The organism is Alishewanella agri BL06 (genome assembly GCF_000272005.1).
Lineage (GTDB): Bacteria > Pseudomonadota > Gammaproteobacteria > Enterobacterales > Alteromonadaceae > Alishewanella > Alishewanella agri.
In genome coordinates this window covers 1-15,478 of record NZ_AKKU01000008.1, presented here as the reverse complement: position 1 = coordinate 15,478, position 15,478 = coordinate 1, and the positions used below count along the sequence as shown (strand labels likewise).

Here is a 15,478-nt window from a genome sequence, read left to right as displayed (position 1 = left end):
AATCTGCAACACCCCGTTCTAGCGGGGTGTTTGCTTTATGGTGCGCTACCGCCAGTTAAACCTTACGTACAAACTCCGACTTCAGGCTCATAGCGCCAAAACCATCAATTTTGCAGTCGATATCATGATCACCTGATACCAGCCGGATATTCTTCACCTTAGTGCCGATTTTCACGACTGACGAAGAGCCTTTCACTTTTAAATCTTTGATTACGGTAACGGTATCGCCGTCCTGCAGCAGGTTGCCGGCACTATCGCGGATTTGCAGTCCTTGCTCAGGGTGGGGCGTTTCAGTCGCAGACCATTCATGGCCACAAGCCGGACAAAGTAACAGCTCGCCATCCTGATAGGTGTATTCAGCCTGACAATTGGGGCAGGCGGGTAAGGTTTGCATACAAGACTCCAACTTGGAAAACCGCGCATTATAGTTGATAGTCTCAGGCTTGTCCTGTCAGTATTTAGGCGCTTTATCTTCGCTATTCAGCTAAATGCCGCGCTGAGACCGCCACGGCGCGGATAATTTGTTATGCTACCGTTTCGCTTTGTTTATCTCGCACTTTGCAGGCTAAGTTGAGGAGAGCTTATCTATGACCCTGGCGCTGATCCCCGCACCTACTATCGCAGCCTTTAATCCACCGCGGCGTATTTTAATGGGCCCGGGGCCTTCTGATGTCTATCCGACGGTGCTGGCTGCACAAAGTAAACCCACTGTCGGCCATTTGGATCCGCTGTTTGTCGGCATGATGGATGAACTGAAACAACTGCTGCAATATGCGTTTCAAACCCGCAACGAGATGACGCTGGCGATTTCCGCACCGGGTTCAGCCGGGATGGAAGCCTGTTTTGTCAATTTGGTGGAACCGGGTGAGAAAGTGATCGTTTGTCGTAACGGCGTCTTTGGCGAACGGATGCGGCAGAATGTCGAACGTTGCGGCGGTATTGCCGTGACGGTCGATCATAGCTGGGGCGAACCGGTCGACCCGGCTAAGGTTGAAGATGCGTTGAAACAGCACCCGGATGCGCGCTTTCTGGCCTTTGTGCATGCGGAAACCTCAACCGGAGCGCTATCAGATGCCAAAGCGCTCTGTGCGCTGGCCAGGCAGTATGATTGTCTGAGTATTGTGGATGCCGTCACTTCACTTGGTGGTGTCGAGCTGCGCGTGGATGACTGGGGCATTGATGCCATTTATTCCGGCAGTCAGAAATGTTTGTCTTGCGTACCGGGTTTATCACCGGTGTCTTTCTCGCCGGCTGCGGTGGCAAAAATCAAGGCACGTAAGACGCCGGTGCAAAGCTGGTTCCTCGATCAAAGCCTGGTAATGTCCTATTGGAGTGGTGGTGCGAAACGGGCTTATCACCATACCGCGCCGGTTAATACGCTGTATGCGCTGCATGAGTCGCTGCGTTTATTAGCCGAAGAAGGCCTGCCGCAAGCCTGGGCCAGACATCAGGCGATGCATCAGCAATTAAAGCAGGGGTTACACCAGCTTGGTATCGACTTTGTGGTGGCCGAGCCTTATCGCTTACCGCAGCTTAATGCCATTTATATCCCGGCCGGCGTGGATGATGCCGCTGTGCGTAGCCGTTTGCTGAACGACTATAACCTGGAGATTGGCGCTGGCCTTGGCGATCTGGCCGGTAAAGCCTGGCGCATTGGGCTAATGGGCTTTGGCGCGCGGCGCGAGAACGTGGCGCTGTGTTTACAGGCACTGGGGGAAGTTCTGCGTTAGCTCGGGTTGATGGTTTAACAACAAGCCAGCGTTTCAGTGCTGGCTTTTTTTATCGTTTTTTCCGGGCATTTGAGCGGCTGTGACTACCCGTGGTAGCGGCATTCTGTTAGTTTCTGGCTATTAGAATAACAATATAACAGCAATGAGGTGTTAACCATGGCTATCAGCCGCCGTTTCCCGCTAACCGTGCTCTCTCTGTGTTTTGCTACCTGCTTTAATCCGGCCCTGGCCAGCTCAGCAAGCGAAGGCTACTACCGTTTCCCTGCTGTACAACAAAATCAATTGGTGTTTACCGCCGAAGGCGACATCTGGCACAGTGCTTTGGATAAGCAACAGACACAACGACTGACTACGCATCCGGCACTGGAGCGCGAGCCATTGCTGGCACGCGATGGTCAGACCCTGTATTTTATTGCCAATTACGATGGTGCCGATGAGATTTATCAGTTGCCGCTCAGCGGAGGGACCGCCAGCCGGCTGACATTTGAAAATAGTCGGGTGCGGCTGCAACAAAGCTTAACGGATGGTCGGGTGTTATACGCCACCGATAATACTGTTGGCCCGGTTAATTATTGGCAACTGAAATTACTTAATCCGCAAACCGGCATCGCTACAGTGTTACCCTTGGCCGATGCGAATAGTGGTCAATTGGATGAAAGCAGCAATACGCTGTTTTTTACCCGCTTTGGTTTACATCTAACCGGTGACAACGCCAAAGTTTACCGCGGTGGAGCCATGGGCGAGCTGTGGCGTTGGACTCTGGGCTCAAACACCGAAGCCGAGCGGCTGCTGCCAGAACATCAGGGCTCAATTAGCCAGCCACAGCTGTGGCAAGGTCGACTGTATTTTATCAGTGATGCCGATGGTAATACGAATATCTGGTCGGTTGCGCTCAACGGGCAGGATTTGCAGCAGCACACCCGCCAGCAAGACTGGCGTATTGGCCGCTTATCGGTCAGCGACGGCAAGGCGGTCTATCAGCTCGGCGCCGATCTTTATCAACTGGATTTAGCTAGCAATCAAACGCAGCCAGTAAAACTGCAACTGGCGTCCGATCGTTTACAGCAGCGGGAGCGTTGGCTGGAGCAGCCATTACGTTACCTGACTGATGTCACGGCCAATGCCAATACCAAACAAGCCGTGTTAACCGTGCGAAGTCAGGTGGTGCTGGTCGGCCAGGGCAACAGACGCACGGTGCAAATCGCCACGCCGGAGGGGAGTCGTTCCCGGCAAGCGTTGTTAAGTCATGACGGTAGCTGGGTCTATGCCATTAACGATGCCAGTGGTGAAAATGAAATCTGGCGCTTTGCGGCCGATGGCTCTGCTCGCTCAGAGCAACTGACAAAAGATGGCAGCACCTTTCGCTGGGGCTTACATCTGTCGCCGGATGGCCGTTATCTGGCGCACGATGATAAAAACGGCGATCTCTGGTTGCTCGATTTACAAAACGGCAGTAACCGCAAAATTTATCAGCAAGGCTGGGGCCATTCCCCTTATGCCGATGTGATCTGGTCGGCGGATAGCCAGTTACTGGCTTTTACCCTGAATCATCAGCAGCGACCGCGCAGTCAGGTGGTACTGTACAGCCTGGCGGAGCAGCGCAGTGAAGTGTTGACCAGTGATAAGTATGAGTCTTATGCGCCGGCATTTAGCCCGGATGGGCTTTGGTTGTATTTCTTATCTGACCGCCAGTTCCGCGCCACCCCTTCCAGCCCCTGGGGCGACCGTAACCTGGGGCCGATGTTTGATAAAAGAGCAGAAATCTTTGCCCTTAGCCTGAAAACGCAGGCCTGTTTCCCCTTTGCCGCGGAGCAAGAACTGGTGACCTGCGACAATAAAGCCGCAACCGACAGCCAGCAAGGGCGGCGAGGGCAGCGTGTCGACTGGCAGGGATTAAACAGCCGGCTGTGGCAAGTGCCGCTGGACGCGGGTAATTACCGTAGCCTCAGTTTGAATAACGAGCGCTTATATTTATTAAGTCGCGAGCAAGGAGATAATGCCGCGACCCTGATCAGTGTCAATATCGCTAAAACCGGGGTTAAGAGCAGCAATCTGACCAAGGGTGTGGCGGGTTATCAGCTTTCTGCTGATGGTAAACAATTGTTTATTCAAAAAGCCGGTCAGAACAATAGCGGTGAGCTGCTGTTGGTTCCGGCAAGTGATAAGTTACCGACTGATCTGAGTAATGCCCGCTTTAATACCGCGGCGTTGCGGCTTGCGATATCCCCTGTGATTGAGTGGCGGCAAATGTTTAATGATGCCTGGCGTATGCACCGCGATTTCTTATTTGATAAACAAATGCGCGGTCTGGATTGGCAGGCCACGCGCGAAAAGTATGAGCCATTATTACAACGCGTGACAGATCGCTATGAACTGGATGATCTGCTGTCACAAATGATGGGCGAGCTTAATGCCTTGCACTCACAGGTTCGTGGCGGTGAATATCGCGAAGATCCGGTAGCCCCGGCTGCAGCCAGCCTGGGTGCGCGTTTAAGCAATCAGGCTGATGGGGTACGGATTGAACATATCTATCAGACGGATCCGGAATTACCGGCGCAGGCCGCGCCGCTGGCCAGGCCCGGCGTGGTGATTCAGGTTGGTGATGTGATCACAGCGGTTAATGGCCAAAGCATCAGCAACCTCGCCGATCTGACCACCGCACTGCGTAATCAGGCCGGTCGCCAGGTGTTGCTGGCAGTGCTACGGGGCAATAGTCGGTTACAAAGTATTGTCGAGCCAATACCGGCTGGTCAGGAAGCGATGCTGCGCTATCAGGATTGGGTACAACAGAATCTGCAAAAAGTCAGCAGTGCCTCCGCTGGTAACTTTGGCTATCTGCATCTGAATGCGATGGGCCCGGCGGATATTGCCAATTTCGCCCGTGAGTTTTATGCCCAGTTCCAGAAAGACGGCCTGATTATCGATGTGCGGCGTAACCGCGGCGGCAATATTGATAGCTGGATTATCGAAAAGCTGTTGCGTCGCGCCTGGTCGTTTTGGCAGCCAACCCATGGTGCCCCCTATACTAATATGCAACAAGCGTTTCGTGGTCATTTAGTGGTATTGGCCGATCCTTTAACCTATTCCGATGGTGAAACCTTCTCTGCCGGAGTGCGGGCCCTGGGTCTTGGCCCGGTAATTGGCCAACGCACCGCCGGTGCCGGGGTGTGGTTATCCGGTCGTAATTTACTGGCGGATCGTGGCGTGGCGCGGGTGGCAGAAACCCCGCAATTCGCAATGGACGGCCGCTATATTATCGAAGGCTATGGGGTCGAGCCGGATCTGCAGGTGGTAAATTTGCCTTATGCCAGCTTTAACGGCCAGGATGCGCAATTAGAGGCTGCGATTGAGTATCTGACGCAGCAACTGAAGCAGCAGCCAGTGCAGCCATTGCGGGCTGCACCGCTTACACCGGCTATTGCGGAAGATATTAAACGCTGATTAGGCTTGCTTTTTTAACTTTCGGGCGTATCTTGAATACAGGCGGCTTGCGCTGAGTGTGGGAATGGTAGCGGCGTAAACCGTCCCTGGTAAAGGCGAAGAAGGAGTTGTTATGCCATTTAGTACTGAGCTGATAGAAGAACTAAAAGTATTGGCGTTGTTTAATCTGGACAGTGTTAATTCAGGGATCAAGGCGCATAAAGTTGCACAGCCTGAGGTGTTAGCGGCGATTAGCCGGCTTTATGCCAAAGGCTTGATTAGCCAGCCCGATGGCGGTTATCTAACCGATCTGGGCATTCACTGTGCTGAGCAGTTACAGAGTACCTTGCGGATTCTCGGCGCTACACAAAGTTAGACAGGCTGGATAAATGACAATTACGGGCGCTTTAGCGTCCGTAATTGTTTATGGTTTAACTGAAGTTGTTGCTGTAGATGACGCGCCGCATCAGTTTTACCGGCAAAAATCAATTGTTCATAATGCTGATTCAATGCCATTAGTACCGGTGCTTGTGTCGGATTTGCGACGGCCAACTTATTGAGCCAGCGGCTTAAGGGTTCGCTGGCCAGATCTGGTGCTGGTAAAACGGCTAATAACTGTTTACGCCAGTAATCGGGCGCCTGACGCAGTAACTGGTGTCGCTGCCGATACTGTTTAAACCAAATGCCAGCCGCTATCAGCGCCAGCAATACCGCAAAGCTCAACATATACGGCCAGTATCGAAGCCAGCCGGCGAGGGTCGCCCAAAGTTCAGTTTGTTGCTGCTGATTAAAGCCCAAGACCCAGACTGACCACAAATAATCCAGATGCGACCATTGCAGAGCCATCTGCTGCAGCCAGCCAGGTTGCCAGCTGCTGAGTAATTCACGTTCCGGTTGGCTCAGCGCTTGCTCCAAACCCTGTAAAATTCGCTCCGGTGCAATGGCGGCGGTCGGATCAAACAAATGCCAGTAGCCATCCTGCAAATACTCAACCCAGGCGTGAGCATCGCGCTGCCTGACAATCAGATACTGCTGGCTGGTTTGCCAGTCGCCTCCCTGATAGCCGCCAACCACCCGCGCCGGCACGCCGGCCGCGCGTAATAGCATAGCCGCGGCTGACGCGTAGTGACTGCAAAAACCACTGCGGCTTTGAAACAGAAACTGATCAATCGCATTGGCACCCAAGCGGGGTGGTTGTAAGGTGTAATAAAAAGCTTGTTCACGAAACAACCTGGCCAGCGCCTCACTGATCGCATGGCCATCGTTACCATGTTGCTGCTTAAGTTGGGCAGCTAATTGTTGGCTTTGGGGATTAGCGGCTGCCGTTTGCAAATTGAGTCTCAGTTCCGCCGCTGACGCCAGAGGGATAGGGCTTAGCACACTGCTGACCTGATAACTTAACCGTTGGCTAATTACCTGGTTACTTTGCAGCAAGGCGGCGGGTCTGGGCCTGATATTGTCGCTCCAGCTTACGGGCAATCCCAGGCTAAACAGATCGCGCTGAAAACTGCTCTCTGCCAAAATTTGATAGGTTAATGGCTGAGCGTCGGCCACGGCTGTGGTGGTGGTTGCTGGCGCGACTGTCTGACGGCGATCAAAACGACTATGTTGCAACCAGCGTCGGCCATCAAACTCCTCGTAGACTTTAGCCCGCCAGTACCATTGTTGTCGCGCTGGCGGTGCGCCATCAAAACTTACCCGAAAGGCGGTGGCATCGCTTTGCACTAGTTGCTCAATACTGCCGGGATCGAGTTCATTACCAAGGCCGGTAACGGCTTGCTGCTGATTCGGCATTTGCCAAAGAGGTGGTAAACGCGGAAACAGTAAGAACAAGCCGAGCCAAAGCGGTAACGCTAACATACTGGTTTTTACCAACGGCGCTAACCGTAACGGCTGGCCATTGGGGGCAAACAGCTGAAACTGCAGGTATAGGTTGACACCCAGTAAGCCAAAGATCAGGCCAGCCAACAGTATTTGCTGATGGAAAATAAAGGCACAACTGATGGCAAAATACTGCACCCAAACGAGCTGTACCGCATCACGGCGTAGCTGCAGACTAAAACTACGACCAATTGCCGCCAGCAATAGCACGTGAAACATCAGATTTAGCGCCCCCAAACTTCGGGTTTGTAGCAGCAATAACAGCAAAACCGGGGCTAATAACCAGTTAATTTGCCGAGCGCTAAGTGGTTTGGTCTGTTGCCATAGCCTGATAGCGAGCCACAACAAAAGTAATGCAAAAAGCCCGGTAGTCAGGGCGTTAAAGGCGGGTTGGTACAGCAGCAGTATTGTCGCCTGCAATAAGGCCGCCACCCCTCGCCACGAGCGGCTCAGCTGCAGTTCCTGCGCTAGCATAACGCCAGCTCCTGTAAACAGCTGGTCAGATGGCGCTGGCCCCGACCCAGTGCCAGAGTCTTACCGGGCAACATTAAGCCGTACTGACTGCCAGTTGTCTCCAGCTGTTGTAATTGATAACAGGCCATACTTAAGGCCTGCTCTAAAGCCGGGCCAGTTAACGCCGGTACCTGAACCCATTGCTCAGAACGGGCAGCTGCCAGTGGAATTTGCCTGACAACAGGTTGCTCCGGATGCGTCGCCAGTTTTTTCCATAAAATACGGCTCGGTAAGTCACCGGCTTGATAGGGCTTTAACTGATCGGCATCGGTTTGTACTGTAGCGCGTTGTTGCCCGGGATCCGCTGCGGATAATGGCACTGAATCATTGGGTGGCATTGGCGCAGGATAGACCCACAACTGCGCAGACAGCGCCGGATAGCTCCAGCAATTGAATAACCCAAATGGGAATTGGCTACTTAACTTCAGGCGTGGCAAGCTGTAGCAACCGCGTGGCAGCACCGGCAGCTGCAGGTTGAACTGTTGTTCGCCTTGCAGATTTGGTAACAATTGCTGCAGTTTTTGGCCATAGAGTCCTAACTGTAACATCCGGCAATCCCGGCTTTGCAGCTTGAGTGGTAAAGCGCCGGGCGAACCGGCATAGGTTTGGGCATCGGCCAGCACGGCTAATCTGAGCCGATACAAGTTATAAAACGCTTGCAGCATGGTCAGCAGCAACAAACTTAGCAACATAAAGCTGCACAGTAAGATCAGATTATTCTGATAGTTAGTACCCAGTAAGTATAACAGTACTACTAACACGGCAAACCAGAGCCCGAGCCGACTGGGCAGAATATAGATCCGCTGTTGCGTCAAGGTTAGTGCAGGCAGTGGCGGCTGCTTGCGATCCAAATAACGCAAGAAGTAACGACGAAGTGCTAAAGAGCCCGGCCAATTCATAGCGGACAGGGCGTTTGTTCCAGCAACTGCTGACTAAAAGGCGATACGCCGGCCACACTTTGCGGGTTCAGGCGATGCTCAGCCAGGTACGGAAACAAGGTTTGCACATCATCAGCAGTGGCATAATCCCGGCCGGCTAAAAATGCCAGTGCTTTTACCGCCCGGACTAAACCTTTGCCGGCCCTTGGCGATAACGGCAACATTGTTGTCTGTTGCCGGCTCGCCCGGATCAGTGCCAAAATATAGTCCAATAGTGGCTCGGTAATCTGCACCTGCTGTAACTGCTGCTGCATGCTGATTAATTGTTGCCCGCTGAGAGCTTGCTTAATCAAACTCAGCCGGGAGCCCTTGCTATCATCGCGCAGTAACTGCTTTTCTGCCTCGGCGCCCGGAAAGCCCAGCGCAAGCCTGAACAGGAAACGATCGAGTTGTGATTCCGGTAAGGCGTTGGTACCGGAATGAAAATGCGGATTTTGCGTTGCAATGACAAAAAAAGGGTTCAGGCAAAGGCCGGCTTTCGCCATCGGTTGAGACTTGGCGCTCTTCCATCGCTTCGAGCAGGGCGCTTTGTGTTTTTGGACTGGCACGGTTAATTTCATCAGCCAGCAAAACCTGACTAAAGATGGGCCCGGGTTGAAAATAGAATTGCGCTGACCGGGTATCGTAAATATTCATCCCCAGTAAATCAGCCGGCAGTAAATCGTTGGTAAATTGCACGCGCTTATAGCTCAGACCCAAGGCATTCGCCAGCGCGTGGGCGAGGGTAGTTTTACCCATACCGGGCAGATCTTCGAGTAACAGATGGCCCTGGGCTAGCACACAACACAGAGCAAGACGGATTTGCGTGGCTTTTCCCAGGATGACCTGATTTAGCTGCTGTTCGATTTGGTGCAAGTCTGCTAACACCCTGACTCCTTATTCACTGATGGCTGTCAGGCAAAGGTGCAACAGACAGCCTAGTTTGATGCTTCCTGTAACCAGCGCACCAGCTCGGTACGGTTACGGCTATGGGTCTTCTTAAAAATGGCCGAGACATGTACCTTTACGGTGTTGGCACTGATTTGGAGCTGTTCGGCGATTTCTTTGTTGCGGGCACCTTCAGCAATTAACATACTGATCCGTTGTTCCTGATCCGTCAGCAGCGAGGGTAACTTAATCCGGCGATTCGATTGTTCGCGCAGTTGAAATAACGCGTCCAACGCATCCGACATCACTTTGCGACCATAGTACAACTGACCGGACATCATGGTTTGCAGGGCGATTTTAATAAAGTCAGGTTTTTCGTCGTTGTACAGTACGCCACGCAAGCCGGCAAATAATGCCCGGTTTGGATCAATGAGTTGACGCTCGGCTTGAAATAAAAATAACGGTACCTGACGGCTAACACTAAGCAGTTTAGCGGAAAAGCCTTTCTTGACTGAGGTTTCACTACTGAATTGGTAACCGGCAAGAATACCTTTATACTGACGTTGCTGGGTAAAGGTAGCCAGCGAGCACTGCTCTACGTCAATTCCTGCTGCTTTCGCATGGCGGCAGGTGCTGAGTTGTTCAGTTTCATCAGTAAGTAAGATCAGGCGGGAAAATCTTTCCATAACAGCTACCTTTATCGCGATTACCCTAACTATATAACGGCAGACGCTGTTTTGAAAAGCGAAGACGCATGAAGAGAGTACTTTTTGTTTGTTTAGGCAACATTTGCCGCTCACCTACCGCACATTCTGTATTTCGGCAGCTTGCTGCAGAGCAGGGCCTGAGCCTGGAAATAGAATCGGCCGGCACCAGCGCCAGTCATAAAGGTGAGCCACCGGACCCACGCTCAGTTCGAACGGGTAACGCTGCCGGTTATCAGTTTGACGGTATCCGTTCACGCCCGGTGCAGCCGAATGATTTTGTCTATTATGATTTGATCTTAGCGATGGATAAACAAAACCTGGCAGATTTAACCGAGCGCTGCCCGGTAGAACTGCAGCACAAGTTGCGGTTGCTGATGTCCTATCATCCTGATTTCAAAAAGCATCAGGAAGTTCCGGATCCCTATTATGGCGGCAGTAAAGGCTTTGAGCTGGTGCTGAAATTGATTGAACAAAGCTGTCAGCAGTTGTTACGCCAGCTGGCACTGCAACAAGACGCCTTGCTCGACAGCCGTGAAGAGTCGGTGTAAAGCAGAAAAATCTCCGCTCGCGGGATTGAATTTACGTCCAGAAGTCTATAAGTTTAGCGGGTGTGTAACTAACTTACAGGAATTGCATCGTGACCACCTGGACGCCACATAGCTGGCGCAAACTGCCGATCCAGCAGCAACCGCAGTATCGGGATCAGCAACTGTTAACGCAAACAGAACAGCAACTGCACAAATATCCGCCATTAGTTTTCGCACAGGAAACGCGGGATTTGTTTAGTCAGCTCGGCCAGGTGGCCGAGGGTAATGGCTTTCTGCTGCAGGGTGGCGATTGTGCGGAAAGTTTTAATGATTTTAATGCACCGAAAATCCGCGATACCTTCAAAGTATTAATGCAGATGGCGGTGGTACTGACCTTTGCCGGTGGCTTACCGGTGGTTAAGGTTGCCCGCATGGCCGGCCAGTATGCTAAACCACGTTCCAGTGACCTGGAGACGATTAACGGCGTCAGTTTACCCAGTTACCGTGGTGATATCGTCAATAGTTTTGAGTTTACCGCGGAAGCCCGCGAGCCGGATCCGGCGCGTTTAGTTACGGCTTACCATCATTCGGCGGCGACACTGAACCTGCTGCGCGCTTTTGCCCAGGGTGGTTTAGCTGACTTACATCAGGTTGCGCGCTGGAATATGGGTTTCGTTGAGAGTAACCCGCTGAAAGAGCGCTATATGAGCGTGGCAAACCGTATCCAGGAAGCGCTGCGCTTTATGGAAATTTGTGGCATCACCGCACAAAATTCGCCATCGATCCGGGAAACCCAGCTGTTTACTTCACATGAAGCCTTGTTGCTGAATTACGAAGAGGCCTTAACCCGGCGTGATACGTTAACGGGTAAATGGTATGACTGCTCCGCCCATATGGTGTGGATTGGCGAGCGTACCCGGCAACTGGATCATGCGCATATTGAGTTCTTCCGCGGCATTCATAACCCGGTCGGGGTGAAAGTCGGCCCGGGCATGCAGGAGGATGATTTAATTCGTCTGATTGATGCGCTAAATCCGGATAACACGGCAGGACGTCTGACGCTGATTACCCGGATGGGGGCCGATAAACTGGCAGATAAACTGCCGGCGCTGGTGCGGCGGGTGAAACAAGAAGGACGCAAAGTAGTCTGGAGTTCGGATCCGATGCATGGCAATACCGTGAAAGCCAGCAACGATTATAAAACCCGCGACTTCGAAGCCATTTTACGTGAAATCCGGAATTTCTTTGCTGTGCATAAAGCCGAAGGCACCCATGCCGGCGGTATTCACCTGGAGATGACAGGTGAACATGTGACGGAGTGTACCGGTGGTGCTTATGGTTTAAGTGAAAGCGATTTATCCAGTCGTTATTTCACCCAGTGTGACCCGCGTTTAAATGCCGATCAGGTGCTGGAATTAGCGTTTTTAATTGCCGATACGCTAAGCGCCGCCCGCAAATAAGCTTAAGCCCCTGGCGGCGTCTGCCGTCAGGGCTTTTTCTCTGTACTGCTGCTACCCCAAACGCACTAATACTTCTGCCGTTTTAAGCCAGTCATAGCGATGATTTTGGCTGAGATCTCCTCAATCGATAACTGGGTTGAGTTTAAAAATGGGATCTGCTCCCGCTGATACAGCCGTTCAACTTCTTTTAATTCCAACGCACATTGCCGCACCGAGGCATAACGGCTATTTGGCCGGCGTTGTTCCCGAATTTGACTTAGCCGCTCAGCGCTAATTGTTAATCCAAACAGCTTGCTTTTATGCTGCTTTAGCTCAGACGGTAAACGCAGTGCTTCCATATCTTCTTCAACAAAAGGATAGTTTGCCGCCTTAATGCCGTATTGCAGTGCCAGATACAAGCTGGTGGGGGTTTTGCCGGAGCGGCTTACCCCAACCAGAATAATATCAGCCTGACTAAAGTTCTTCATATTAGCGCCGTCGTCATTGGCCAGCGCAAAGTTCACCGCATCAATCCGAAAGTCATAGGTTTTTTCATGCATGCTGTGGGTGCGATGGGTTTTCGGTACCGGCGCCAGCTGCAATTCCTGCTGTAACGGCTCCACAAAGGCATTGAGAAAGTCGTAACAGATGCCCTGACTTTGCTTAATTTGCAACCGCAGCTGTTCATCAACAAAGGTATGAAAGACTAAAGGCTTTAATCCTGTAGTTTTATAACAATCATTAATCCGCTGCACCACCAGTTGTGCCGTCTCCGGTGTCTCGACAAAAGGGATGGTAACGTGCTCAAACTGTGCCGGAAACATGGTTAACAGCGCGTGACCAAAGACTTCTGCTGTTATGGCTGTGCCGTCGGAAATATAAAAAGCAGTACGCACATTTTCTCCGTTTTTCGTAATAAAACTACATGAAAATTAAACATTTTCTTAGCTGCAACCAAAGTGTAAAATCGCTGCGATTGTAACCCTTGCTGTAAGCTTACCTGCTTGGCAACAAAAATTGGAGAGAAAGGTGCAAGAATTCGTCATTTGGTATCAAGACCTCGGTATGCATGATGTAGATCGGGTGGGCGGTAAAAACGCTTCTTTAGGCGAAATGATCAGTAATCTGGCCTCGGCCGGTGTACAGGTACCAGGTGGTTTTGCCACCACGGCGTACGCTTTTAACCAGTTTCTCGAACAAAGTGGTGTTAATGAGCGCATTTATAAGTTGCTCGATACCCTGGATGTTGACGATGTACAGGCACTAGCGCAGGCCGGTAAACAGATCCGGCAATGGGTCATTGATACCCCGTTTCAGCCAGAGCTGGAACAAGCGATTCGCACCGCCTACCAGCAACTGCACCCGGATTTGTCGCAGGATGTCTCTTTTGCCGTCCGCTCCTCGGCGACGGCTGAAGATATGCCAGATGCTTCCTTTGCTGGCCAGCAGGAGACCTTCCTCAATGTGCGCGGCTATGATGCGGTGATCGTCGCAATTAAACATGTATTTGCGTCGCTGTTTAATGACCGTGCCATTTCGTACCGGGTGCATCAGGGTTATGACCACCGTGGCGTCGCCTTATCTGCCGGTGTGCAGCGGATGGTGCGCTCTGATTTGGCGTCTTCAGGGGTGATGTTTAGTATCGATACTGAATCAGGTTTTGAAGATGTGGTCTTTATCACTTCATCCTATGGCCTGGGTGAAATGGTAGTGCAGGGTGCCGTTAACCCTGACGAATTCTATGTGCATAAACCGACGCTGGCCACAGGTCGCCCGGCAGTGGTTAAACGTAGCCTGGGTAGTAAACTGATTAAGATGGTGTATTCAGCTGAACAAAGCCATGGTAAACAGGTGCAGGTTGTTGATGTGGCACAGGCTGAACGCCGCGCTTTCTCTTTGACTGACAGCGAAGTGCAGCAGTTGGCCGCACAGGCAGTGATTATTGCAGAACATTATGGCCGGCCAATGGATATCGAATGGGCCAAAGACGGCATCGACGGCAAACTCTATATTGTACAAGCGCGGCCAGAAACGGTAAAAAGCCGTGAAGATAGCAACAGCATAGAACGCTACCAGTTACAGGGTAAGAGCCCTGTTCTGGTAGAAGGGCGGGCTATTGGTCAGCGGATTGGCCGTGGTGTGGCTAAGGTGCTAAAAGACATCTCGCAGATGGATCAAATCCAACCGGGTGACGTGCTGGTCACCGATATGACGGATCCGGATTGGGAGCCGATTATGAAGCGCGCTTCCGCTATCGTTACCAACCGGGGCGGCCGTACCTGTCATGCCGCTATTATTGCCCGTGAGCTCGGCATTCCTGCTGTGGTCGGTTGTGGTGATGCCACTGCGAAAATCGAGGCGGGTAGTGAAGTCACTGTATCTTGTGCCGAGGGTGATACCGGTTTTGTCTATCAGGGCTTATTAGACTTTAACGTGGTAACCAGCCAGGTTGATCAGATGCCGAAACTGGATCTGAAAGTGATGATGAACGTCGGTAACCCGGAGCGTGCCTTTGCATTTTCACGCTTACCGCATGCTGGTATTGGTTTGGCGCGGCTGGAGTTTATTATCAACCGGATGATTGGCGTGCATCCCAAAGCACTGCTGAATTACGCAAGCCAAAGTGCGGAGCTAAAAGCGACCATCGATGAGATGACCGCAGGCTATGCCAACCCGGTTGAATTCTATATCGCTAAGCTAACTGAAGGTATCGCGACCTTAGCCTGTGCTTTTGCGCCGGAGAAAGTGATTGTGCGGATGTCCGATTTTAAATCGAACGAGTACGCCAATCTTATCGGCGGTCAGCAGTACGAGCCGCATGAAGAGAACCCGATGATCGGTTTCCGCGGTGCCTCGCGGTATTTGTCAGAGGATTTCCGTGACTGCTTTGCACTGGAAGTTGAGGCGTTAAAACGGGTACGTAACCAAATGGGCTTTAGCAATGTTGAAGTGATGATCCCATTCGTCCGTACCCTGGAAGAAGCTTCAGGGGTGATTGAGCTGTTGGCGAAACATGGTTTAAAACGTGGTGAAAATGGTCTGCGCGTCATTATGATGTGTGAGCTGCCATCCAACGCGCTCTTAGCTGAGGAATTCTTAGAATACTTTGACGGTTTTTCAATTGGTTCGAACGATTTAACCCAGCTGACGCTGGGTCTGGATCGCGATAGTGGCCTGATCGCGCATTTGTTCGATGAACGCAATCCGGCAATTAAAAAGCTGCTGGAGATGGCGATTCAGACCTGTAAAGCCAAGGGCAAATACATCGGTATCTGTGGTCAGGGGCCGTCGGATCATGAAGACTTTGCCGCCTGGTTAATGGATCAGGGCATTGAAAGCGTGTCGCTAAATCCGGACACTGTGGTCGATACTTGGTTGTATCTTGCTGAAAAGTATGGCAACTAATCTATAGTTAACTTCAAGTCGAAATCCCGCTATTTAGCGGGATTTCAGATT

Annotated in this window: 11 protein-coding genes and 1 pseudogene; 6 read left to right on the top strand and 6 right to left on the bottom strand. The window is 51.8% G+C overall.

Annotated elements, in window-relative coordinates; translation table 11 throughout:
* Positions 1–55: 55 nt before the first annotated feature.
* Complete coding sequence (locus AGRI_RS03265) at positions 56–394, bottom strand: zinc ribbon domain-containing protein YjdM (RefSeq protein WP_008983584.1); 339 nt, start codon at positions 392–394, stop codon at positions 56–58.
* A gap of 205 nt (positions 395–599) precedes the next feature.
* Between AGRI_RS03265 and AGRI_RS03260 the strand changes: the two genes are divergently transcribed.
* The 3 genes from AGRI_RS03260 to AGRI_RS03250 all read left to right on the top strand — a co-directional run bounded on the left by AGRI_RS03260 (position 600) and on the right by AGRI_RS03250 (position 5,526).
* Complete coding sequence (locus tag AGRI_RS03260; protein ID WP_040291366.1) at positions 600–1,730, top strand: pyridoxal-phosphate-dependent aminotransferase family protein; 1,131 nt, start codon at positions 600–602, stop codon at positions 1,728–1,730.
* 156 nt (positions 1,731–1,886) lie between these two features.
* Positions 1,887–5,171 carry a S41 family peptidase gene (locus tag AGRI_RS03255; protein ID WP_008983582.1) on the top strand — a complete coding sequence of 1,095 codons (3,285 nt, stop codon included), beginning with the start codon at positions 1,887–1,889 and terminating at the stop codon, positions 5,169–5,171.
* 112 nt (positions 5,172–5,283) lie between these two features.
* Positions 5,284–5,526 (top strand): TIGR02647 family protein, encoded by a 243-nt coding sequence (locus tag AGRI_RS03250; protein WP_008983581.1) that lies wholly within the window; start codon positions 5,284–5,286, stop codon positions 5,524–5,526.
* A gap of 20 nt (positions 5,527–5,546) precedes the next feature.
* On the opposite strand, the gene AGRI_RS03245 is transcribed toward AGRI_RS03250, so the two are convergent.
* The 4 genes and pseudogenes from AGRI_RS03245 to AGRI_RS03230 all read right to left on the bottom strand — a co-directional run bounded on the left by AGRI_RS03245 (position 5,547) and on the right by AGRI_RS03230 (position 10,035).
* Positions 5,547–7,505, bottom strand: a complete 1,959-nt coding sequence (locus tag AGRI_RS03245; RefSeq protein WP_008983580.1) for a transglutaminase TgpA family protein — start codon at positions 7,503–7,505, stop codon at positions 5,547–5,549.
* On the bottom strand, positions 7,499–8,443 hold the full coding sequence (locus AGRI_RS03240) for a DUF58 domain-containing protein (protein ID WP_008983579.1): 945 nt from the start codon (positions 8,441–8,443) through the stop codon (positions 7,499–7,501). The genes AGRI_RS03245 and AGRI_RS03240 overlap by 7 nt, the downstream gene beginning before the upstream one ends.
* Positions 8,440–9,349 (bottom strand): annotated as a pseudogene (locus AGRI_RS16765) (AAA family ATPase). Before AGRI_RS16765 ends, AGRI_RS03240 begins: the two are co-directional and overlap by 4 nt.
* Positions 9,350–9,399: 50 nt before the next feature.
* Positions 9,400–10,035, bottom strand: a complete 636-nt coding sequence (locus AGRI_RS03230; RefSeq protein WP_008983576.1) for a response regulator transcription factor — start codon at positions 10,033–10,035, stop codon at positions 9,400–9,402.
* Between the two features lie 68 nt (positions 10,036–10,103).
* Here AGRI_RS03230 and AGRI_RS03225 point away from each other — a divergent pair, with 68 nt between their 5' ends.
* Together AGRI_RS03225 and AGRI_RS03220 are read left to right on the top strand one after the other, a co-directional pair.
* Positions 10,104–10,604 (top strand): low molecular weight protein-tyrosine-phosphatase, encoded by a 501-nt coding sequence (locus AGRI_RS03225; protein WP_008983575.1) that lies wholly within the window; start codon positions 10,104–10,106, stop codon positions 10,602–10,604.
* A gap of 89 nt (positions 10,605–10,693) precedes the next feature.
* Entirely contained in the window at positions 10,694–12,043 is a 1,350-nt protein-coding gene (locus AGRI_RS03220; RefSeq protein ID WP_008983574.1) for a class II 3-deoxy-7-phosphoheptulonate synthase, read from the top strand.
* Between the two features lie 65 nt (positions 12,044–12,108).
* Here the strand turns inward: AGRI_RS03220 and ppsR are convergent, their stop codons facing one another.
* Positions 12,109–12,918 carry a posphoenolpyruvate synthetase regulatory kinase/phosphorylase PpsR gene (gene ppsR / locus AGRI_RS03215; RefSeq protein ID WP_008983573.1) on the bottom strand — a complete coding sequence of 270 codons (810 nt, stop codon included), beginning with the start codon at positions 12,916–12,918 and terminating at the stop codon, positions 12,109–12,111.
* A gap of 133 nt (positions 12,919–13,051) precedes the next feature.
* Here ppsR and ppsA point away from each other — a divergent pair, with 133 nt between their 5' ends.
* Positions 13,052–15,427 (top strand): phosphoenolpyruvate synthase, encoded by a 2,376-nt coding sequence (gene ppsA / locus AGRI_RS03210; protein ID WP_008983572.1) that lies wholly within the window; start codon positions 13,052–13,054, stop codon positions 15,425–15,427.
* Positions 15,428–15,478 lie beyond the last annotated feature (51 nt).